Here is a 21,200-nt window from a genome sequence, read left to right as displayed (position 1 = left end):
GCAGTGGCTTCTTCTGTATCTTTAGTGCTGTATTAAAACAATATTAATAGTTTTAGCATGGTAATAAATGTTATAATTAATAGAAAATTAACTTATTGCTAATCTACTAAAAGAAGTTTCAGACATGGATGTGTAAAAATGGCAAGCAAAACTATAGAGCAATATAAAGAATTTCTAAGCCTGGTTCGGTCAGTTGGTTCTACTGATTATAGAAGACAAGAGTCTGCCTTTAAAATCCTTCACGAGGGACAAAAAGATACAGATATCAGCAGTCTCCTCTCTGCTATTTTGAATGAATTAAGCAATATTAATGAAAAAATAATCGATATGACCTGGCTGAATGAGCACTTGCGGATTCTTCATGATTTTGGGCGTACATGCTCGCAGACTCTTAATGAAAAAGTTCTTATGGAAAAAGCCTATCATCTCGTTTCACGAGTAATGCCGACAGATTCTTTTTTTATCGCTTTATACGAGGAAGGAAATCAGAAAATTCAAATCCCTTTTATGATGGATGATGGAGAGTTTTTGAATTCAGTTGAAATTCCCTTTGATGACAACAGCTTTACAGTTAAAGTAATTAAATCGAAAGAAACGATCCATGGAAAAACAGCTCAGGAATTAGACGAATTTAATTACATAATAGGCAAAGGAGAAGGAAATACCTGCATATATGTCCCACTTGTTATAGATGATCAAGTTAAGGGAGTTATATCAGCCCAAAGCAATCGTGAATTTGCCTACCGAAAAGAACATGAGGATCTGCTGCAGATTATCGGCAATCAGGTTATCAGTTCCATTATTACCGCCAGACTGTATACCATGAATTATGAAATGTCGCTTACTGATGAAATGACTGGATTAGGAAACTACAGAGCCTTCCATTCGGACTTAGAGGCTACTATTCAAAATAGTGATGCTCCCGTTTCCCTCTTGATGATAGATTCAGATGGACTTAAGAATATTAATGATCAATATGGACATCATGCAGGAGATTTATATTTGAAAGCTATTGCAAATGGCATGAAAAGCTTATGCGGCAGCAAGGCAAGAGCTTACCGCTATGCCGGAGATGAGTTTATGTTTATCATTCCCAACGCCGAAACCATTGAACTTAGCACCCTGTTTAAAGATTTATGCTCCTATTTAAACCAAAATCCTATATATATCCGTGAAACAGCTATAATTGTATCCATTAGCGGCGGCGGCGCCATCTACCCTTTACATGCTCATTCTTCCGAAACCTTGAAGAAAAATGCAGATATCGCTTTATATAAGGCGAAGAGAACCGGCAAGAATCAATTTGTTTTATATTCAAATGAAAAGGGATGCAGTAATAAAAAATAAAAAATCAGCGCATACATTCTTTACAGAATGTATGCGCTGCCTGCTTTTTAAACAGTTCTCTTACATTGCAATAAAACCCATTTACCTGTGTCTTTCCCTATCTGTATAGATCCTCTCATAACCCGCAATATTACTTAAAGCTTTCATATGCTGAATATGCAGGACTTCCTCTCATGCTAAATAAAAAAAACGGTGATACTGTATAAAATGGCAGTGATTCCAGCTGCAATTAACGCTGGCTTAAATTTATACCGTGCATATTTCATCACGGATAAATTAAGGATTCTTGCAATGGTATTGGTATCATCACTTAATGGGGAGGCAAAAGCTCCAAACGTGCCGCTTGCAAAAACAGCACCTATCACCAGGGGCAAAGATATATCGGCTGCATAAGACATAGAAACACCCAAAGGCATTAGAATCCCCCATGTTCCCCAGGCTGACCCTATAAAATAGGAAACTGCGCCTCCAAACAGAAACAATAACGGAACAACGATAGACGGCGGTATCCATCCAGCATGATTTGTAATGAATTCGGTAAAGCCAAGCTGTTCTGTAACGGACGACAGTCCCCAGACAACTGCCAGCAGAACAATAACACTCATCATTTCATTACCGCCCATTAGAAAGCTGTTAATGAGCTCAGCGGTTTTCATTTTTTGCATTCTTAAGAAAACAAAGCAAATAATGGACGTTAATAAAAGTGCGACAAGCATTGCTTGCATCACATCGGCTTTAATAAATGCTGCAAAGAGAGCCTTTTCCTTTTGATAACCATCCCACCATGTGAAAAGGAGTGTTAACGATACGACCAAAAATAAAGGGATTAGCAAATTCCAGGGTTTAGAAGGCAGCTCTCTCCCTACTGCCGGGTCACAGCCATGCCAGTCTTCTTCATCCGTACCCGTTTGTTCCCCAATCTTGTCTGGATCACTTTCTTCCGTGGATTGAGAACGGTGAAAAAAACTTAAGTAGATCCCTACTAAAATCATGACATAAGAAAAAAAATTAAAAGGGATACTTTGGATAAAAAGTTTATATGGGTCCGCTTGTATATGTTCGTTCTTCACAGCAATATCTACGATTGAAGTCATATACCCGACAAATGCTGTAGCAATAGGAATCACAACGATAACGGGCGTGGCAGTCGTTTCTATAACAAAGCCCAGTTCCTGGGTGGACATTTTTACCTTTTTCAACAGTGCCCGCATAATGGGTGCAATTGTAACAAAACGAAAACTCGGTGCTGCAAACGTACCAAGAGTCGACAAATAGGTAAGAATTAAAGCCTGCCTTTTTGTATGTATTCTGGTCGAAGCTTCTTCTACAAACCCCCTGATTCCTCCAGAAATTTTGATCATTCCAATCAATCCTGAAAATGCATACAGGAAAAGTAATATTCTAATATTACCGGAATCTACCAGTCCCCTGACCAAGAATCCTATCATTGATTCAAGCCCGCCGGAAAGCGTTGGCTTTAGTAAATATGAACCGGTTAGTAAACCTGCGAACAGCCCTGGAAGCACCTGCTTGGTCATGATTGCTATGGGAATAACAATTAAAAACGGGATTATGGATAGCCATTCATTCTGCAAAAATCTTCACCCTGCCTTTTAGGTTCTATGGATAGATTGCGAAGGATGCACAAAATTATGCAAAAGCAGGAGTGTCGAATGAGTATTAGCTCTATTAAAGTCTAAATGTGTCCGTTGATTTCCTCCTAAGACTCGCTTTTTCGCGGGCGGTCCGGGAGCCTTACGCTCCAATCAAAATAGTGCCAAATCCAACAATGAACTTTAAATATAGAAAAAAAGGAACTTATCCAAAAGCCAGGCGCATATTGTATTTAAAGAATACTTTTTATAGGAGGAATAACATGATTTGGGCAGCGGTATGCATTATATCCTTGATATTAATAGCACTATTAATCTGGATCATTGGTGACAGATACTCCGGAGCCAATTCAAGACGACATTCTATGGATTACGTGCAAAACGAGGAACAATTAAAAGCGAATACAATGGTTTCCAGCAGTTCTGATTAAACTCCTCTTTTGTATAAGACCTATACCCAGCCCAGCAGGATCACTAGACCCAATAGTCACTTGCCCTATAATCCCAATAAGACATATCTACTTTTCATCAAAATACCTTCGATTAAAATTCCAGCAGCTTTGTCAGAATTCCGGGCTATTCAATTCGAATCCATCTACTCTACAAATATTCAATCTCCTAGACATTAGACTGATCCGTTATCTTCCCTTTTTGCACACATCAATTCAACTTTGATCCCTTTTTTCGGAATACTGCTATACGAACTTTTACGATTCATTTTTTCTATTATTCCTAGAAAAACAGGAATTTAAAGACCCTGCCACTAGGATTCCGACCTGATCTAATACGTTGTGGATATCCCGCCTTAATTAGCACAGCATAGTATACAGGAGGTGAATATATGGAATACCAAAAAAACAAGGAAGAAAGTAAACGAAGTAAAAGTAATGAATCCAACAAACAGGTCCACGGCGGCGTTATGAAGACTGCGGACCAGACAACAGATGCACTTGTGTACGGTGTGCGAAATGCCGTTTCTGGTAATAATGACTCTTCCAGGGAAAGTGAAAAATAAATTAAAAAAAGAAACTTCCATTCAAGTTGACTTTGGTCAAAACATCTGCGCACCCTTCAGCATTAACGTCTATGCAAACGACAGAAAAAGTACCCTTATAAAAGAACCCCTCATGCTTAAAACATGAGGGGTTCTTTTATCCTACTCAATAATTTCCGTATGAAAACACAGCTTCATGTGATTAATGAATGTCTCTCCTAAGTCTGTAAAAGTTGCTGCTCCCCGTTTATGAATTTTAGTATGGAATCCTTCCGCATTGGCTCCAGCAATAGTCTGGTAATTGCAGATATCCGTACAAACACCGACTACATGTACTGTATCAATATCAGCCTTACGCAGTTGATCTGCAAGCGGAGTTTTAAAAAAAGCATTGTAATTCGTTTTTGGAATGTACCATACCTTGCCTGAATTTTTTTGCTGTAGAAACCATTCGTGGAGCTCTCCATAGAGTTGCTGCCCTTTCGTTCCTGCAACATTATGTACAGGCCATAAATCAAAATGCGGATCATTTTCCTCATGTGCATCCATCGTTACTACTACTATTTTTCCTTCAGCCAGAAATCTGTCTGCTAAACTAAGAATATACGGAACGATCTCCTGTGCCCCTTTTCCTACTGTTAAAGTTCCTTCGTCTGCTACAAAATCGTTGCTCATATCCACTATGAGCAGTGCTTCGTTCCCCATAATTTGTCCCCTCCCTCAAAATGATTTTGACGTTATGTTAAAGTTATTCCCAGAATATGATCGGTGAAAAGCACGAACTCATCTAATTGGACACTTGAGCGGGGGTCTGAAAATGGTGTAAGTGTCACATTTTTCAGATACAAATTTGCATGCACATTAATCATTTCTTTACTTGTTATATCAAGCAGCGGCTTTTTTTCCGATTGTATCAAAGCTTTTGACAAGGGCTTCTCCGTCTCCCTCTCTTCTGGCTCATGAGTCCTGATCTCTGCTTCGATCATCGAGCCAGCTGTAAGAATTTTTAATTTTTTTCTTTCTTCAGGCTGTTGGTTCTGTAATTCATCTAAAACGATCTGCAGCTGAATGATAGTCAATTTTTTAAAATCCAGTGCAGTATTTAATTCAGAGCCCTTCATAATAACCTCCATCATGCTGAGTTTTATTTACAACTCACTATTCCTCAAATGGGGCGCGTTTATGTGTAATTTAGTTAGAAGGATCTTAGATTTCTGCTGAAAATAAACGGAACTCCACTATGTAAAGAACTAGAGAAATGCCTCCCATTAAAAATTCAAACATGACCTTGAACCTTAGATTATATCTAAAATAATCTTATATCTTTTTCCCCTCAATTGGTCTAAATGACTATTTCTTTGTTATCTTTATAAATTTTCTTTTTCCAACCTGAATCACCATGTTACGTTCAACTTTCAAGATAAAAGCTATATCTGTAATCCTTTCCCCATTAATTTTTATTCCGCCGTTTACTATCATTTTTCTTGCTTCACTTTTTGAAGGCTGGAGTCCCTGTATTTAACCAGAAAATCTATGATCAAAATGCTGTTTTCTCCCTTCCATTCAATCTCTGGAATATCTTCCGGGATTGCTTTTTTCTGAAAAATTGTTGTGAAGTTCGTTTCTGCTAAGATGGCTGCGGCTTTTCCCCTGGTACATTTCTACAATGGTTCTGGCTAGACTCATTTTTGCGTCCTTTGGGTGAAGTGTGCCTTCCGTCAAGCCTTGATGTATGCCCTGCTTTTCCTTTAAAGGTAAATCAGTAACAAGATTAAAATATTTTACAATTAACTCATCAGGTATAGACATAAATTTTCCATACATTTCATTGGGCTGTTCATCAATTCCAATATAATTACCTTTTGACTTGGACATTTTTTCCACTCCGTTCAGGCCCTCAAGCAGCGGTAGTAAAATAACCACTTGTTTTTCTTTCTTAAAGCTTTCTTGAAGATGTCTTCCCATTAAGAGATTAAAGTGCTGATCTGTCCCTCCAAGTTCAATGTCGCTCGCTAATTCTACCGAATCATATCCCTGCATTAAGGGGTAAAAAATTCATGAAGCGATAAAGGCTTACCAGCTGTATAACGCTCAGAAAAGTCGTTTCGTTCCATCAGCCGGGCAACAGTAATCTTTCCTGCCAGATGAATAATCTGCTCAAAATTTAATGAAGAAAGCCAACTAGAATTATAATAGAGTTCTACTTTAGTCATATCTAGAATCTTGCTGAATTGCTCAAAGTAGGTTTTCGCATTGTGCTTGACTTCTTCATCCGTTAACTGCTTTCTAACAGTAGACTTTCCTGTCGGATCTCCTATTTTTCCAGTAAAGTCCCCGATAATCAGCTGGATGATATGCCCGTTTGAAACTGTTTCAGTTTGTTAAGAACTACAGTATGGCCTATGTGAACATCAGGGTGCTGACGGGTCTAATCCCAATTTTACCTTCAGCGGTGTATTCGCAGCCAGGGATGCAGCAATCTTCCCCTTTAATTCATTAACAGGTAGAATCTCGTGCACTCCGTTTGTATAAATGGCCATCTGTCTTTCTAATTCATCTCTTTTGTCTGCTGGTAATTATCTATGATGCGATCCTTTTGATCCCCTCCTGCTTTTTTTACACAAAAAAACACGCCCCTTAAAAAGGTACGTGGCTTACTCACGCGGTACCACCCTTATTGAAGAACATGTTCTTCCGCTCAGTTCGAATAACGGTTCGGGCCGTTCTTAGCTACTTTTTTCACAAAGAAAGTTCAAGGAGGTAATTCATACTTATCTTTGTACCGATTCCCACCACCCATCGGCTCTCTATAACATGGAGATAAGATACTACTGATTCCTGTCATAACTTGTCTGCTATTGATTTTTTACTATTCTACCTAATCAATCATAGGAGATACAATATGAATTGGAAAATAATTCAGATAAATATACATCAACCAGCCATGAACCCAAACTGTTTAGTTTTTACTTTGCAGCTCTTATGACATTCTTAGCCTTTAACCACACCTGTTTTTAAATACGGGAAATAATCCGGGAAATGGGGACAGTCCCCATAAACAGAAAGCCGCTCGGTAAGGAGCGGCTTTCTTTCATTGAACCCATTTTTGCTGGAAGGCTGCAATGCGTTTGTATTCGTCTGTTAGTACCCTGGATAGTTCAATGAATATCGGGGTTAGTTCTGTATAGACTTCTACGTTTTCTTTTATAGGTTTGTGATAATGGCTGGCACCTACCATTTCAGACACAACTTCAAGAGATTCTACTTCGCCCAGGCTGTAGAGGCCAAGTATGGCGGCACCAAGGCAGGAGCTTTCAAAGCTTTCTGGCACATATACTTCCTGGTTAAAGATATCTGCCATCATCTGTCTCCATAGCTCTGATCTTGCAAAACCGCCTGTTGCCTGAATTTTCACAGGCTCGCCGATTAATTCTTCTAATGCAAGCAGAACGGTATATAAATTAAAGATAACTCCTTCAAGTACTGCGCGGATCAAATGCTCCTTTTTGTGATGAAGACCTAAGCCGAAGAATGACCCTCTCGCATTGGCATCCCAAAGAGGTGCACGCTCTCCGGCGAGGTAAGGATGGAACAGCAGCCCGTCTGAACCAGGTTTTACCCTTGCTGCTATTTCTGTCAGCAATTCGTATGGATCCTTGCCCAGCCGCTTCGCTGCCTCCACTTCTGCAGAACCCAGCTGATCCCTTACCCACCTGAAGATCATTCCTCCATTATTAACCGGGCCGCCGATTACCCAATGATTTTCTGTCAGCGCATAACAGAAGATTCTTCCCTTTGGATCTGTCACAGGGCGGTCAGTAACTGTTCGAATAGCACCGCTTGTACCGATGGTTACTGCTACAGAACCTGGCTCTATTGCATTTACACCGAGGTTAGAAAGAACCCCATCACTAGCCCCCGCCACAAACGGTGTGGAAGGCAGCAGATTCATTGCACTCGCATAGTCTTCATCCAACCCTGTCAGGCTGTGAGTAGTAGAAACTGGAGTTGATAATTGCTCTGGAGTTACACCGGCAATATTCAGAGCTTCTGCATCCCAAGCTAGATCATTTAAATTAAACATTCCTGTCGCTGAGGCAATTGAGTAATCTACCACATATTGTTTAAAAAGCTTGTAAAAAACATATTCTTTAATTCCGATAAATTTATGAGTGTTCAAAAACAGCTCTTCGTTCTCATGCTTTAGCCAGGCAAGTTTTGAGAGCGGAGACATCGGATGAATCGGAGTTCCAGTTCGAAGATAAATTTCATGTCCGTTCAGCTCTTTTTTAATTTTTTCTGCACAGGATGAGCTTCTATTATCAGCCCAAGTAATACATCGGGACAACGGTCTTCCTTCTTCATCCACTGCTATGACACTATGCATGGCTGAACTGAATGATACGCATATGATGCTTTCTGGATTTACTCTGCTAATCTCAACCGTTTTCTTAATCGATCCAATTACAGCCTGAAAAATCTCTTCAGGATCTTGCTCCGCCGTGCCTGGTGTTGGAGAAAAAAGAGGATACTCAATACCAAAGCTTGAAATAACGGATCCTTCAGCGGAAAATAAAACAGATTTTGTACTGGTTGTCCCAATATCAACACCAATTACATATTTGGAGTTCCCCATTTCTTCCCTCCTCTTACTCTCTTTATAACTCATCAATCACTTAACGACGTCATGTCCGCCGAATTCATTTCTTAGGGCTGCCACTACTTTTCCAGAGAAAGTATCTTCTTCTAGTGAACGGTATCTCATCATTAGCGATAGGGCGATTACCGGTGTTGCAACCTGCAGGTCAAGAGCTTCTTCGAGGGTCCATTTCCCTTCACCTGAAGAATGCATAACCCCTTTTAATCCTTCTAAACGTGCATCCTTAGAGAAGGCATTTTCAGTAAGTTCCATCAGCCAAGACCGGATTACTGAACCGTTATTCCACACTTTTGCTACCTGCTCGTAATCAAAGTCAAATTGGCTTTTTTCCAATACATCAAAGCCTTCAGCTATGCTCTGCATCATTCCATATTCTACACCATTATGTACCATTTTTAAAAAGTGTCCGCTTCCGCTTTCACCCGCATACAGGTACCCGTTTTCAACACAAATATCCTTAAAAATAGGTTCAACTGTCTCGAAAGCTTCTTTATTTCCCCCAACCATTGTACAAGCTCCGTTTCTAGCTCCGGACATTCCGCCGCTTGTACCTGTATCAAGAAAATGAATTCCGTTTTCCTTAACATCTTTAGCTCTGCGGATGGATTCCTTATAGTTGGAGTTTCCACCATCTATTATAATATCTCCTGCATGAAGAAGCCCTTTTAGTTCAGTAATGACCTGCTCAGTAATCTGGCCTGCAGGAACCATAATCCATACAGCTTTTGGAGACGGAAGCTTCTCTACTAATTCAGCAATAGAACCTGCACCTTCTGCGCCTTCTTTTGAAATATTTTGAACTGCTTCTGCATTTACATCAAAAGCAACTACTTCATGCTTATTATCCAGTAAATTTAATGACAAGTTATAACCCATCTTGCCTAATCCAATTAATCCTATTTTCATTATATACGCCTCTTTTTGAAAAAATTTTTCACAATGATTTTATTATACGAAATTTTTTTCTTTCTGCAATCGTTTTCAAGAAATATTTTTTCGCATCCTATTATATGCTATACTATTTTTATGAATAATTAAAGGGTGAACACTTTATGAGCCAAAATTGTATCGGAAAAATACGATCTTTCTATGCTGGGTTCAGCGAGAAAGAAAAAAAGATAGCTAATTATATAATCGATAAACCAGAACGAATTATTCATAGTACGATTAATGAAGTAGCAGATGACCTGAAGGTGGCCGATGCAACGGTATTCCGTTTTTGCAAAAGGCTGGGATTTAAGGGCTACCAGGCTATGAAAATTGCCCTGGCCACTGAAGTGATGTCCCCTATCCAGCAGATTCATGAGGAAATCCATGAGCAGGATGACGAGAAGACAATAGCTGAAAAAATTTTTCACTCTAATATTAGAACTTTAGAAAACACTCTTCAGTTTTTGGATAACAACTCCATTCAAACAGCCGTTGAATTACTAAGGAATGCTGAAAGAGTAGAATTTTACGGTACGGGTGGATCAGCTGTTATTGCTATGGATGCCTACCATAAATTCCTGCGGACGGGCATAAAAGCATTTTCTTTTTTAGATTCACATTTTCAATTAATGTCTGCTTCACAGCTTACCAAAAGAGATGTGGCCGTGGTCATATCACACTCTGGAACAAATAAAGATACTATCCGCATCTTAAAAACCGCAAATGAAAACGGTGCCAAAACCATTGGCATTACGGGGTTTGCAAAATCTCCAATCAGTCAAAACGTCAATGTAGCGCTGTATACAAGCTCTGAAGAAACCGAGTACCGCTCTGAAGCACTTGCTTCTAGGATTGGTCAATTAAGCTTAATTGATGCCTTATACGTCAATTTAATGATTGCTAACAAAGATAAAGCAAAGAAAGCATTGGACAAAATAAGAGATACTATTTCTGACACGAGGATGTAAATTAAGAACCGCAGGATGCAAACATGCACCTGCGGTTCTTTAATTTAACACCCTATTTCAAGAGTTTAGAGTTTAAACGAATAAATCGAGAATCATAATGAAGGCAAGTGCTGCAACAGAAATAATGGTCTCTAAAGCTGTCCACGTTTGAAGCGTTTCTTTAACGGTCATTCCGAAGTATTCCTTAATAAGCCAGAAGCCAGAATCATTTACATGGGACAAGATGAGTGAACCGGCACCAGTTGCCAGCACCAGAAGTTCAATATTTACACCTGGCATTGCCGCAGCAATTGGCGCGACAATTCCTGCAGCAGTCATCATAGAAACCGTTGCGGATCCAGTAGCGATACGGATCATCGCTGCGATTCCCCAGCCTAAAAGAATAGGTGAAATACTAGATTCATTAGCAAGCTCTGCTATATACTCCCCAATTCCTGAGTCAAGAAGAACCCTATTGAATGCACCGCCTGCACCGATAACTAAGAGAATGCCAGCCGTAGGAGCCAGGCAGTCGTTCGTGAATTTCAATACATTCTCACGGCTAAGCCCCCGGAAGAATCCTAAGCTGAAGAAAGAGTAAACGGTTGCAATTAACAAAGCAACAACAGGATCACCCAAGAATTTTAAGAATTGATAAGCTGTGCTTCCCTTTGTAAGAGCAAGGTCTGCTACAGAAGCAGCAAGCATTAAGAATACAGGTACTAGCACAGTAAATACTGTATTTGCAAAGCCTGGAAGCTGTCTTGCTTCCGAGTACACCAGCTGGTCTCCCATTTCCTTAGGCACTTCTTTGTGAATTCTTTTTCCAATCCAGTTCCCATAAAGCGGGCCTGCAAGGATAGCGGTTGGCAGCCCGACAATAATGGAGTAAAGAATCGTAAGGCCTACATCTGCTTTAAAGATTCCTACAGCAGCCATTGCAGCCGGATGTGGAGGAACAAGACCGTGAACCACTGAGAGGCCCGCAACTAAAGGAACTCCTATTTTAACTAATGAAACACCAGTTTGACGGGCGATTGTAAATACTAAAGGAATTAATAATACAAAGCCCACCTGGAAAAATACAGGAATCCCAACGATAAATGCGACAAACATCATCGCCCAATGAACATTTTTTTCTCCGAAACGTGCAATCAGAGTTTTGGCAATCCGCTCTGCCCCGCCGGATTCAGCCATCATCTTGCCAAGCATGGTTCCTAATGCTAAAACGATAGCAAGAAACCCAAGAGTATTACCTAAACCTGTTTTAATAGAATCTATAATACCAGGCTGTTCCGCTGGATTTGCCGAGATCAACGGCATCCCAGTAGCAAGTCCTACCCCGATTGAAGTAATAATCAAAGCTACAAACGGATTTAATTTCGCAACTGTTATTAAAAGCAAAAGAGCCACAATTGCTGCCAATACGATAACTAATAACATGATAATCCCCCTATTAAACTCCTAAGCTGTTTTTTAAAACAAGTAATTTTTGAAAGCACTTTCATCTCTGTTTGATTATATGAAAAAATATTTTTTAAATCAATAGTTATTTCTGAAAAAATATTTATTTTTATAAAACCCTCAATTTAGACCAATTCAAAAAAAAGCCGCTGACTATGCCAGCCGCCTTCTGCTCTTTATAACAGCCTTGCTCACCTGACTCTCTTTAGTCAGCAGGACCACACAGAGTTCATACACCCTTACTTTTCAGACAATAGAGCTTTCTATCCTGTGTTTAGGTCATTTGATAACATCCTTAGGGACAATATTAAGTTAGCCAAGGGATTAAATAAGATGGTTGATATCTCTAAATGTAAGCAAGTTTCTCCTTATAGAATTCGGATCTCTATGAAAATTTATTGCAGAACAGAATGAAATCCTTATTTTAGTAAATCCTATGTTAACTACTATTTCTGGGAGAAACGGCATGAAGTTGTCCAATAAAAAAGAGTTTAAAAAAAATAGAATTTATATGTACCTTTTTTTAAATATTCTCCTCATCTTAGTTCTAACTCTAACTTCTGTTTTTGAGTTTAAACTGGAAAATTGGAATTATGTAATTTTAACAGCCTTGTTGTTCATGCTTTTAATTTGTATATATCTTCTATATGAATTCATTGTGTTAATACCTTCTACTTCAGCCCGGATGACCAATATTTTTATAGGCTCAGGCTTGCTTTTGTGCTTAATTCTCATTACATATGCGAATTTATATCTTCAGGTGTATATGATTAAAGGGGGGCAGGCCTTTACCGGTAAAGGGTTAAATGGCCAGGATTTTCTCTATTATAGCATCACCACCTTTACAACTACTGGCTATGGCGACATAACTTCAGTAGGTCTCCTGTCTAATTCTGTTGCTGCAACTGAAATGCTGCTTGGATTCATAAGCAATACTATTTTTATGGCTATATTAACAACAAAGCTGGTAAGTAAAATGAAATAAACTGCAATTAAGCCTGTGAGTATAATACACACAGGCTCTTTGTTTACCAGCAGAGTGAAACATTTATTCCAAAGCAGGTTTTCCCTGTTGGAGACAGAAATATAACCGAAATTCCGTCCGGGTTAATATGGACTCTAAAGGGAGTGCCTACCGGTATGGAACGGATCAGGTTCTGGACCCGGGTAACATTCCCCTGTGCCCCCGCTTCCTTTAATTGACGGGCGAATTGCGGTTTGTATGCAATTGCAGTTAATAGCTGATGTATTTCTTTGGTTAAAGGAATGAAGCTGGCCGCAGAAGCTTGTAAAGCTTTAACATCAGAAGGGTCCTGTGACGCCGGCTGCCTAATATAGTAGTAATCCGATATAGGCATACTGACATTTCCCTGATGATTTTGATTTTGATTGTGATACCAATACATTTTACACTCCCCTTTGCCGCACTTCTTCACATTATATGTGTTAATGGGCGAAAGGTACTTTCAGGAAAACAGAGTAAATAATTTCCGAAAAAAAAGACAGCCTTTTGGGCCGCCCTTATAAGGAGTCATAATATTCAGCATAGCGAGGATCATTTTTTACGTTAATTTCATGTGCCAGTTTTTCGTTATTTAACAGGGAACCCGTAACACCTGGAGGATCTTCTTCTCCTGTAATCATGTTAAAGTCCTGTTCCTCTGAATGAATCAGATGTGATTTACGCTGATCTTTTTCCATTGAAATATCTCCCTTCACTATATCTTCCTTATTATCTTCCTCAAAAATTACTTAACCATTCATGGACTACTTCTTAAAAAAGAATGATCTATAATACAACTGGGTTCTAATTACTAAGCCCCGTTAAATCACTATACAAAAAGTATTAGCAAATAGCTTTATGTCTATAGGAATTGAAAAATATTAGGCTGGTTAGAGGAGAAACGGTAATTAGCACCTATCATATGGTCAAGAAAAGCATTTTTTTCAACAAATATGTCATTTAAAGGAGTCAATACAAAACTTCTACATGGCCGTCAGCCGTTTAAGAGGGTTTTTCACCAAATTATGAGGGGAAATCGAAAACTAAGGGGGAAATTCCAAATATAAGAGGACTTTCCAAAATTTAAGAGGGATTTTTCATTTTTAATGGGTTTTCTGCATGAATAGAAAGTTAATGAATGTAATTTATTATAAACCAAAAAAGGATCATCACTGATCCTTTCAAGAGTGTAAAAGTGTGCTTTATTTTCCGAGAGCATCTTATAATAAGTACGTAATCTTCGCATCCATTTCCGTTCTTTTTTTAGCTTCGGGTATTTCTTCTGGATAACCTGCACCAAATATACCGATTACTTCATATTCATCAGAAACATTTAAAATATGTCTAACCGGGGCTGAGACACCAAGTGAAGACCAGAAGCACCCTACTCCCGCTGACCAGGCAAGCAGCATGAAGTTTTGGATAAAGCAAGAAACGGCCACCATATTTTCATCCCGCACCAGCTGTAAGGAGCCTATGTTAGACAGTACAGCAAACACTGTCGGGGCATTTCCAAAATCAGTTTTATGATTTAACTTAGCTCTAGTTTCACTGCCGATAAACACAATCTCCCAAGGCTCTGTCATTCTATGATTAGGTGCCATACTTGCTGTCTTGAGCCAGGAAAGCAGCAAATTTTGATCAATTGGTTCTGCTTTAAATTTTTTTATTATTCGCCGGCTGCTTATAAGCTTTTCTATATCCATGCTATCTGCTCCTTTATTTCGGATAACTTCCGATTTTATTCTAAACATATGTATACATCTCTAAACTAAGTCCACTCTTACTTCTGGTTTCCTATTTTATGTTCAGTTCCCAAAGACTTCCGTTCACAGATTCACTTCTATAAAGTTACTTTACTATATGGTGATATTAAATTAAAGGTGGATAAAATCTGTTACATAGAGGGAATCCTGTTCATCTTTTTATAACATTTCATGCAAACTGCATAAGACTTGGATTATACTATTTTTATAAGCAAAGTACTGGGGTGAAAACTATGAAAAAACGAAAACGGAAATCTCTTAAACCCCTTTTTGCGATACTCCTTATTTTATTGATATTTACAGGAGTTATGCGGATCATTGAGGTAACAAGTACCAAAACCCGGATCTCAGCCTATAAGCATGACCCTTTCAGTGGAGTGAAAAAGTATTCCCCTCAAGTAGAGCTTGAGCTTAAAAAGTATAAATTAGATAGCTTTACTCCTGTCCTTTTAGCTCTAATGCAGCAGGAAAGCAAGGGCAAAGGCGGTGATCCCATGCAGTCTTCCGAATCAGCCGGCCTCGCACCAAATACAATAACCAGTCCTCAAACAAGTATTCAGCAGGGAGTGAAACATTTTGAACAAACCCTTGAATATGGAAGAAAGAAACAAGTTGATTTTCCTACTATAATACAAGCCTACAATATGGGCAAAGGGTATATCAATTTTGTAGCAGAACATGGCGGTAAACATAGTGAAGATCTAGCCAAACAATTTTCCATGCTGCAAGTCAAAAAGAATCCTGATGTATATAACTGCAGAGGCAATAAGAATAATTTCCGCTATCCTTACTGCTATGGAGACTTTACTTACAGCACAAAAGTTGCAGAAAATCTTAAATCGATTAATCCTGGCCTTACACTGGCAAAGCTTGTAGAGGATGAAGCTATTTAATGCAATTCAAGGGAGATTAAGAGCTTGCATGAAGGTTCGATTTTGTGAATTAGATCCAGAGGCTCGCTCCCTATTTTACTTACTGTCTCGTCCAGATATGTTCAACATCAGTCATTTTTTCACCTTCAAATGTAAGTTTATAAATGTCAGGCATATCAAGTTGTTTCCAAAAATCAAAGCCATATGTAGAATCGAAGTAATTCATCATTAATACCATGATGTTGCCGTGTGTAGAAACAACAACACGTTCACCCTCGTACTTATTCAGAATATGTAAAATAGCCTGGACTCCTCTTAGCTGCGCTTGAATATTGGACTCTCCCCCCTCCCACGAAAAATGAACATTCTTCCATACTTGTTCAACTGCATAGTTGAAATCTTCTACTGGCTCCTCTGAGAGAGTACGCTCCCTTAGAGATTCTTCAATGACTATTTCTTTTTTCAGGTAGATTGAGAGAGTTTCAACTGTTTCAACAGCTCTTCTATATGGACTGGAAATTATGTGGTCTACCCTTTCATTTTTTAATAATTCGCAAACACTAATGGAATCCATCGCTCCTTTATTCGATAAGGGTCTGCGCAGTTCATTTGAGTTATATACCGAATGAGCATGCCGAACAAAATATAAGATGGTCATTTATTCTTCACCGAGCTTTCCTTTTAATCTAAGTGTTGTACCTATACATTAATATAAATCAGGCGTAGAGTAATAAAAACGGAAATATTTATTAGGTGCCTTCCCTTTTTCAAAAAAAATCCGTCATTCTTTTGAAAATGACGGACTTGCTTGTATTCAAGTTAATTAACATATAAATCTTTATTTTTCGATACAGCTTTGGCTGCGTATTTATGATAAATTCCCTCTATTGTGGTGATTAGGAGAGTGATTAGCATCGTGAGAAGTATATTTTTGTATCCAAATATCCCAAAAATATCAAGACCTATTCCAACGATAAAGAAAACTAAAAAGAAATCGACTAGAATCGCTCCAAATACACCCTCTTTAGGCAGCACCATTAAATCACTTATAGTATAACTACTAATCCAAATAATCGTGCATAATACAAAAATTTTAGGAAGGGGGATATGGGTAGTCGTTAGCAGTGAAGCCGCCAATAAGGGAAAAATGATGAGTGCTTTATAAAATAAGTGTCTAAGATGTTCCATGTTTTCTCCTCCATGAATTTGTTGTTCCTTGAAGTTATTGACATAAAAAAAGCCAAAACAGAAGGAAGGTAACCTAATCTGTTTTGGCTTATGTCTAGCCCTAATTATTAGTCTAGCCCATTACCGCCTTTAAATATTGGGTTTTAATATAAAAACGATTACGCTTCTATCAAGAGCGAAATCCCAGTCAACAAAAATATCTGAAATTTTCCTGTCTATTACCGATTCAAAATCGTAATTATGTAAGAACTTTTTTTCCAGAATCCTTTTTGTCGTCTTTAAGATCTTCCCGTATCCTTGCCGAATCAGTTCTTTTTCAATAGTAACAAGGATCCCGTCACGTATGAACAACAGGATTCGATCATTCATTAAAAATGTTTTCATCGACTCGGGAGCTTTTTGTGCTTCAGCGCTAATGTCGACAATTTTTCTGTTCAGTGTTTCTTTTTCAGGAAAATCTTCCTTGATTACACCGCTCTTTTCGTCTAACGGGTTGCCTATTCCTACAAAGACGCCGGACTTGTTACTCATTCCCCAATCAAAATAAAATTGATTAATGTCTATTCCGGTAAGCCCCTTGATAAAGGCTTTAATCTCTGGTACAAGGCTTTGGAAGACAATTTCTCGAGTGTTTTGTACAACATTTTCATTTTCCTGCTTTAATAGTGCTTCTTCCATCGGTGAAATGAAATTTCGGATATGAATAATGATAAATGGACCGGCAATTGAGACATAAACGGATTCTGGGCCTTTTCCAAAATTATCGCGCAGTAGTTTGCCTACATAGCTTGCAATTGCTATTTCAGGTGGTTTATTTTCCATCAAGATTCCCCTTAAGATAAAAGCATTATTTCTTTCATCCATATTTATAAGGTTTCCTATGAAGTTTTCCCTAATCAGGTATTCTTAAACCCGTATTATTTACTCAGTTTTAATCTTTCTATTTGGACTTAGTATAAGAACTATATGGCTTTCATCGTTACGAAAATTCCAGTCTACAAAAACGTCAGCTACCCTTTGATCCAGAAGTTCATCAAAATTGAACGCATTATTATAAAATATGGTTCTCTCAAGATTTTTTTTTGTATATCTTAATGTTTCCATGTATCCAGACGAAATTAATTCTTTTTCAACCATGGTTAAAACACCTTGTCTGGTGATTAAAAGCGTTTTGGGATTTAAAAAGGCAGACGTTATGTTCATTGGTCTTTTTTGAATCTTTTCACTTAGGTTTCCAATAAGTTGGTTCACCTTTTCATGACCTGGGTAAGTTCGTGCATCTATTTCATGGTCTGAAATAAGACCTACCATAAATCCTGTTCTATTAAATAAGTCCCAATCGTAATACACTTCATTTATCTCTAAACCAGTCACTGAATGAAAATGAAGCTTTATTTCAGGTATTAATATCTTCATAATAATATCCCTTGTCTGGTAAACAGTTTGATCCTGCCGTTGAACCAGGAGCGCCTTTTCAAGAGGTGATAAAAAGTTTCTCAGGTAGATGGATAAAAAAGAATCGCTAATAGTAATGAATACCGACTCTGGTCCTTTTCCAAACTGGTTTCTAAACAGCTTGCCTATATAGCTGCTAAATTCAGTTTGAATATTTTTAGACATGTCTTTCATCCTGGCCTCCTTTCTAAATAAAAAGCTCTGTTAAACTTGTCTGTTGATTTCCGCTACAGGCCTCGCTTTCCGCGGGCGGTCCGGGAGCCTCCTCTCACGTGTACGCCTGCGGGGTCTCCCTTAACCTGCTTTTCCCGCAGTAGTCTCGTACCTGAAACGAAGATCAACTTAGTGAGGAAAACAACATTGAACTTTAACATCGCCAAAAAAAACAAAAAAGCCAAATAGAAGGAGTAATTAATTACTGCCCTCTATTTGGCTTAAGTCTAGCTCTATAGTCTAGTTCTTTTCCGCCAATATTCAAAATCCAAGAAGCTGTGTAAGTAAATGTTCTACATTTAGATCAAAGCGATTTATTCTTTCATCCTAGTACAGTTTATTGATAAATGAGTAACTTTTCAACGGTTTTTTTAATGTTTTTGCTTTACACACCTTTATGTATACTGATGTATTATATATGCAATTTTATCATATGGAAAGGATTTTTTTTGCAAAAAGGAAGAGAAAAAGCGGATGTGTGAAAATTGTAATTTTTTGTCTGAAGTTAAAATTTTCTAAAAAAAGATTTCTTAAATCTTCCATGTTATGATGTTTCCGGCGCCCAAAATCGATTATTTCGGAGGAATTGTATGCTGCTGTTAAACGCATTAATTTTTCAGTTTAAGTATGTTAAAAGCCGTAAGCCCGTACATGTTAATGAATTGCTTGATTATATTCAGAATCAGTATATTATTGGAAAAATATCAATATGGGAATATAAACTTATTTTTTGTGAACTGGATAAACGAGGAGCAAAAAAGCCATAGATTGATTAATGCGGCAGCGGATGGTATTCAGCATAAATATTAACCATCTGCGTCAGCACGCTGTTTTTATCAAATTCTATTGAATCGTTCATTTGCTTTTGCTGCAATATCCTCCGACAGGTACACAGTTATCCCATCCATGCCTATTTGAGCCGTTTCATACATGGCTAAAGCTACCGTCTTTCCATGTATGGCTCTGTATTTTCTAAGTGGCCCTTTAAAAAGGAAGCTTGCAGCCCTATACATTCCGGCCCCTACTTTTTCTCCCAGCCTGAATTCTTTCCGGCTGCCCAAAAGCAAGGAAGGACGAAATATGGAGATGGATGGAAATGGCACTGCTTTGATTTCTTGTTCTAGTTGGCCCTTCATTTTGGAATACCATATAAATGAATCGGGATTAGCATTCATTGAGCTCACTATAAGAAATTGTTTTGCCCCTTTACTGCTTGAAAGCCGGGCAATAGATAATGGATACTCGACATCCACTTTATACATGGCATCCTTTGATTTAGCTTTTTTAATAGTGGTTCCCAAACAGCAGTATACATCGTCCACAGAAAACACCTCATCATAAGTGTTTAATTGGTCAAAACTCACGACTTTCTCCGTCAGCTTAGAATGATGAATTTTCTGTGGTTTTCTGACTAAGGATATTACTTCTCCATATTCTCTGGAATTTAATAAAATTTGAAGCAGCTCGCTTCCTATTAAACCGGAAGTTCCGGCAATTAAAGCTGTTTTTTCTTTCAACTAAACTACCCCCTCCTGCTTTATAAACGGTTACAAATGAACTCTTAAAAAGGCTGATCAAACCATTAGAAGTTATAATGTTCAGCTCTTAGACTTTTGTTTACGCAAATTAATGTTAACACAGCAAATACTTATCACAATTAATAATAAGCCAATTATTAATTGGATCGTAATGGCTTCATTCAATAAAAAAGTACTGAACAAAATCGCTATTATTGGAATAAGAAAAGTAAAAGATCCTACTTTACTGGCTTCTCCAGACCCAACTAATGTAAAAAAAGCCAGCCAGCCTAATGCAATAACAAAGATTGAAATAAATAAAAGATTCATAATAAAGGGAATTTCCCAGTTTATGTTTGTCCAGCTTTCAACTGCCGATCCTGCTGAAATTAAGCACGTACCACCTATTAAAAGCTGAAGAGTAACCAACCAGATAGAATCCATTCTTCCCCGATTTTCTTCACATATACAGTTCCTGATCCCCAGCCGGCCGCTGATCCTAATGCAAGCATAATTCCTATAGGAGAAATTTCACCGCTAAAACCTCCAGTACTTATGACTAACACTCCGGCAAAGCCTAGGAATAACCCGATAATTTTTAGACCATACATTTGTTCTCCAAGCCAGAGCCAGCAGAATATGCCCAGTAGCACTGGCTCAATGAAAACAATCGCTGCAAAAAGCCCTGCAGGCATATAGGAAAGTCCAACAGTCTGGAGTCCGTAAAAAATTACAATGTTCAATAATGCAGATATTACGTAATAATGCGATGTTTCTTTTAATCTTAATCTTTTATACCTCGGAATGGCAGCGAATAATAAAATAAAACCGCCTAATAAGGTTCTTATACCGGCAAAAAGCAGCGGTGGAGTATACGAAAGGGCAAGCTTTGATAAAGGCCAGTTTATGCCCCATACAGTGACTAGAAAAGCAAAAATAAGTACTGTTCGTGTTCGTGAAAGATTTCCCACTTTGTCCCCTCCATGAAGTCAATACGTATCTCATCTTACTCCTATGTGGAAAAATCCCAAGGTATTTGCTCATATTTTTGTTTTCATTTAATAAGGATCTAAGCGTTAGGTATTGTGCAGGTTTATACGCCAAGAACCGTTTGCAGAATAAAAAGGCCCTCGTAATTGAACTGTAACCCCTAAAATGGACAGTTTAATAAAAAGGCCCTATGCTGCTAATAAATGATCCCGGTATTGTACCGGGGTCATTTTATTTAATC

General features: G+C 38.3%; 21 protein-coding genes, 2 pseudogenes and 1 other annotated feature. Of the genes and pseudogenes, 7 read left to right on the top strand and 16 right to left on the bottom strand.

What is annotated here, in order from left to right; genetic code table 11:
• The first annotated feature begins 138 nt into the window (after positions 1–138).
• Complete coding sequence (locus JOC77_RS02255) at positions 139–1,347, top strand: sensor domain-containing diguanylate cyclase (RefSeq protein WP_204537994.1); 1,209 nt, start codon at positions 139–141, stop codon at positions 1,345–1,347.
• Between the two features lie 176 nt (positions 1,348–1,523).
• Here JOC77_RS02255 and JOC77_RS02250 read toward each other — a convergent pair whose 3' ends face one another.
• Positions 1,524–2,942 (bottom strand): Na+/H+ antiporter NhaC family protein, encoded by a 1,419-nt coding sequence (locus tag JOC77_RS02250; RefSeq protein ID WP_204537992.1) that lies wholly within the window; start codon positions 2,940–2,942, stop codon positions 1,524–1,526.
• Between the two features lie 281 nt (positions 2,943–3,223).
• On the opposite strand from JOC77_RS02250, the gene JOC77_RS02245 reads away from it, so the two are divergent.
• Together JOC77_RS02245 and JOC77_RS02240 are read left to right on the top strand one after the other, a co-directional pair.
• A complete protein-coding gene (locus tag JOC77_RS02245; RefSeq protein ID WP_204537991.1) occupies positions 3,224–3,391 on the top strand; it encodes a hypothetical protein in 168 nt (55 codons plus the stop codon).
• A 410-nt stretch (positions 3,392–3,801) separates the two neighbouring features.
• Positions 3,802–3,975: a hypothetical protein gene (locus JOC77_RS02240; protein ID WP_204537989.1), complete on the top strand. Its 174-nt coding sequence runs from the start codon at positions 3,802–3,804 to the stop codon at positions 3,973–3,975.
• A 141-nt stretch (positions 3,976–4,116) separates the two neighbouring features.
• On the opposite strand, the gene JOC77_RS02235 is transcribed toward JOC77_RS02240, so the two are convergent.
• From JOC77_RS02235 to gnd, 5 genes and pseudogenes are all read right to left on the bottom strand, one after another.
• Positions 4,117–4,659, bottom strand: a complete 543-nt coding sequence (locus JOC77_RS02235) for a cysteine hydrolase family protein (RefSeq protein WP_204537987.1) — start codon at positions 4,657–4,659, stop codon at positions 4,117–4,119.
• 32 nt (positions 4,660–4,691) lie between these two features.
• Positions 4,692–5,075, bottom strand: coding sequence for a hypothetical protein (locus JOC77_RS02230; RefSeq protein WP_204537985.1), 384 nt, complete (start codon positions 5,073–5,075; stop codon positions 4,692–4,694).
• Between the two features lie 229 nt (positions 5,076–5,304).
• Positions 5,305–6,494 (bottom strand): annotated as a pseudogene (gene tyrS, locus JOC77_RS02225) (tyrosine--tRNA ligase).
• 100 nt (positions 6,495–6,594) lie between these two features.
• Positions 6,595–6,808: a binding site (T-box leader), on the bottom strand.
• A 237-nt stretch (positions 6,809–7,045) separates the two neighbouring features.
• Complete coding sequence (gene gntK / locus JOC77_RS02220) at positions 7,046–8,590, bottom strand: gluconokinase (protein WP_204537983.1); 1,545 nt, start codon at positions 8,588–8,590, stop codon at positions 7,046–7,048.
• A gap of 36 nt (positions 8,591–8,626) precedes the next feature.
• A complete protein-coding gene (gnd, locus tag JOC77_RS02215) occupies positions 8,627–9,520 on the bottom strand; it encodes a phosphogluconate dehydrogenase (NAD(+)-dependent, decarboxylating) (RefSeq protein WP_204537981.1) in 894 nt (297 codons plus the stop codon).
• Positions 9,521–9,666: 146 nt separating this feature from the next.
• On the opposite strand from gnd, the gene JOC77_RS02210 reads away from it, so the two are divergent.
• Complete coding sequence (locus JOC77_RS02210; RefSeq protein ID WP_204537979.1) at positions 9,667–10,512, top strand: MurR/RpiR family transcriptional regulator; 846 nt, start codon at positions 9,667–9,669, stop codon at positions 10,510–10,512.
• Between the two features lie 72 nt (positions 10,513–10,584).
• Here JOC77_RS02210 and JOC77_RS02205 read toward each other — a convergent pair whose 3' ends face one another.
• Positions 10,585–11,934 carry a GntP family permease gene (locus JOC77_RS02205; protein ID WP_204537977.1) on the bottom strand — a complete coding sequence of 450 codons (1,350 nt, stop codon included), beginning with the start codon at positions 11,932–11,934 and terminating at the stop codon, positions 10,585–10,587.
• Between the two features lie 487 nt (positions 11,935–12,421).
• Between JOC77_RS02205 and JOC77_RS02200 the strand changes: the two genes are divergently transcribed.
• Positions 12,422–12,940, top strand: a complete 519-nt coding sequence (locus JOC77_RS02200; protein WP_204537975.1) for a two pore domain potassium channel family protein — start codon at positions 12,422–12,424, stop codon at positions 12,938–12,940.
• A gap of 43 nt (positions 12,941–12,983) precedes the next feature.
• Here JOC77_RS02200 and JOC77_RS02195 read toward each other — a convergent pair whose 3' ends face one another.
• The 3 genes from JOC77_RS02195 to JOC77_RS02185 all read right to left on the bottom strand — a co-directional run bounded on the left by JOC77_RS02195 (position 12,984) and on the right by JOC77_RS02185 (position 14,664).
• Positions 12,984–13,361 carry a YuzC family spore coat inner layer protein gene (locus JOC77_RS02195; protein ID WP_204537973.1) on the bottom strand — a complete coding sequence of 126 codons (378 nt, stop codon included), beginning with the start codon at positions 13,359–13,361 and terminating at the stop codon, positions 12,984–12,986.
• Between the two features lie 115 nt (positions 13,362–13,476).
• The gene (locus JOC77_RS02190) at positions 13,477–13,656 is read right to left on the bottom strand and encodes a hypothetical protein (protein WP_204537970.1); all 180 of its coding nucleotides are present in this window, start codon (positions 13,654–13,656) and stop codon (positions 13,477–13,479) included.
• Positions 13,657–14,178: 522 nt separating this feature from the next.
• The gene (locus JOC77_RS02185) at positions 14,179–14,664 is read right to left on the bottom strand and encodes a nitroreductase family protein (RefSeq protein ID WP_204537968.1); all 486 of its coding nucleotides are present in this window, start codon (positions 14,662–14,664) and stop codon (positions 14,179–14,181) included.
• A 293-nt stretch (positions 14,665–14,957) separates the two neighbouring features.
• On the opposite strand from JOC77_RS02185, the gene JOC77_RS02180 reads away from it, so the two are divergent.
• Positions 14,958–15,617 carry a lysozyme family protein gene (locus JOC77_RS02180; RefSeq protein WP_204537966.1) on the top strand — a complete coding sequence of 220 codons (660 nt, stop codon included), beginning with the start codon at positions 14,958–14,960 and terminating at the stop codon, positions 15,615–15,617.
• 79 nt (positions 15,618–15,696) lie between these two features.
• Here JOC77_RS02180 and JOC77_RS02175 read toward each other — a convergent pair whose 3' ends face one another.
• The 4 genes from JOC77_RS02175 to JOC77_RS02160 form a co-directional block, all read right to left on the bottom strand.
• A complete protein-coding gene (locus tag JOC77_RS02175; RefSeq protein ID WP_204537964.1) occupies positions 15,697–16,254 on the bottom strand; it encodes a histidine phosphatase family protein in 558 nt (185 codons plus the stop codon).
• Positions 16,255–16,415: 161 nt separating this feature from the next.
• Complete coding sequence (locus JOC77_RS02170) at positions 16,416–16,784, bottom strand: DUF2512 family protein (RefSeq protein WP_204537962.1); 369 nt, start codon at positions 16,782–16,784, stop codon at positions 16,416–16,418.
• Between the two features lie 129 nt (positions 16,785–16,913).
• Positions 16,914–17,606: a Na-translocating system protein MpsC family protein gene (locus JOC77_RS02165; protein WP_204537960.1), complete on the bottom strand. Its 693-nt coding sequence runs from the start codon at positions 17,604–17,606 to the stop codon at positions 16,914–16,916.
• A gap of 99 nt (positions 17,607–17,705) precedes the next feature.
• Positions 17,706–18,413 (bottom strand): Na-translocating system protein MpsC family protein, encoded by a 708-nt coding sequence (locus JOC77_RS02160; protein WP_204537958.1) that lies wholly within the window; start codon positions 18,411–18,413, stop codon positions 17,706–17,708.
• Positions 18,414–19,042: 629 nt separating this feature from the next.
• Here JOC77_RS02160 and yppF point away from each other — a divergent pair.
• On the top strand, positions 19,043–19,219 hold the full coding sequence (gene yppF / locus JOC77_RS02155) for a YppF family protein (RefSeq protein WP_204537956.1): 177 nt from the start codon (positions 19,043–19,045) through the stop codon (positions 19,217–19,219).
• Positions 19,220–19,288: 69 nt separating this feature from the next.
• On the opposite strand, the gene JOC77_RS02150 is transcribed toward yppF, so the two are convergent.
• Together JOC77_RS02150 and JOC77_RS02145 are read right to left on the bottom strand one after the other, a co-directional pair.
• Positions 19,289–19,969 carry an NAD-dependent epimerase/dehydratase family protein gene (locus tag JOC77_RS02150; RefSeq protein WP_204537954.1) on the bottom strand — a complete coding sequence of 227 codons (681 nt, stop codon included), beginning with the start codon at positions 19,967–19,969 and terminating at the stop codon, positions 19,289–19,291.
• A gap of 81 nt (positions 19,970–20,050) precedes the next feature.
• Positions 20,051–20,940, bottom strand: a pseudogene (locus JOC77_RS02145) (DMT family transporter).
• Between the last annotated feature and the right edge of the window lie 260 nt (positions 20,941–21,200).

The sequence above is a fragment of the Peribacillus deserti genome, assembly GCF_016909175.1.
Lineage (GTDB): Bacteria > Bacillota > Bacilli > Bacillales > DSM-1321 > Paraperibacillus > Paraperibacillus deserti.
The sequence above is the reverse complement of the archived record's forward strand: the minus strand, read 5'-3'. Positions and strand labels throughout refer to the sequence as shown.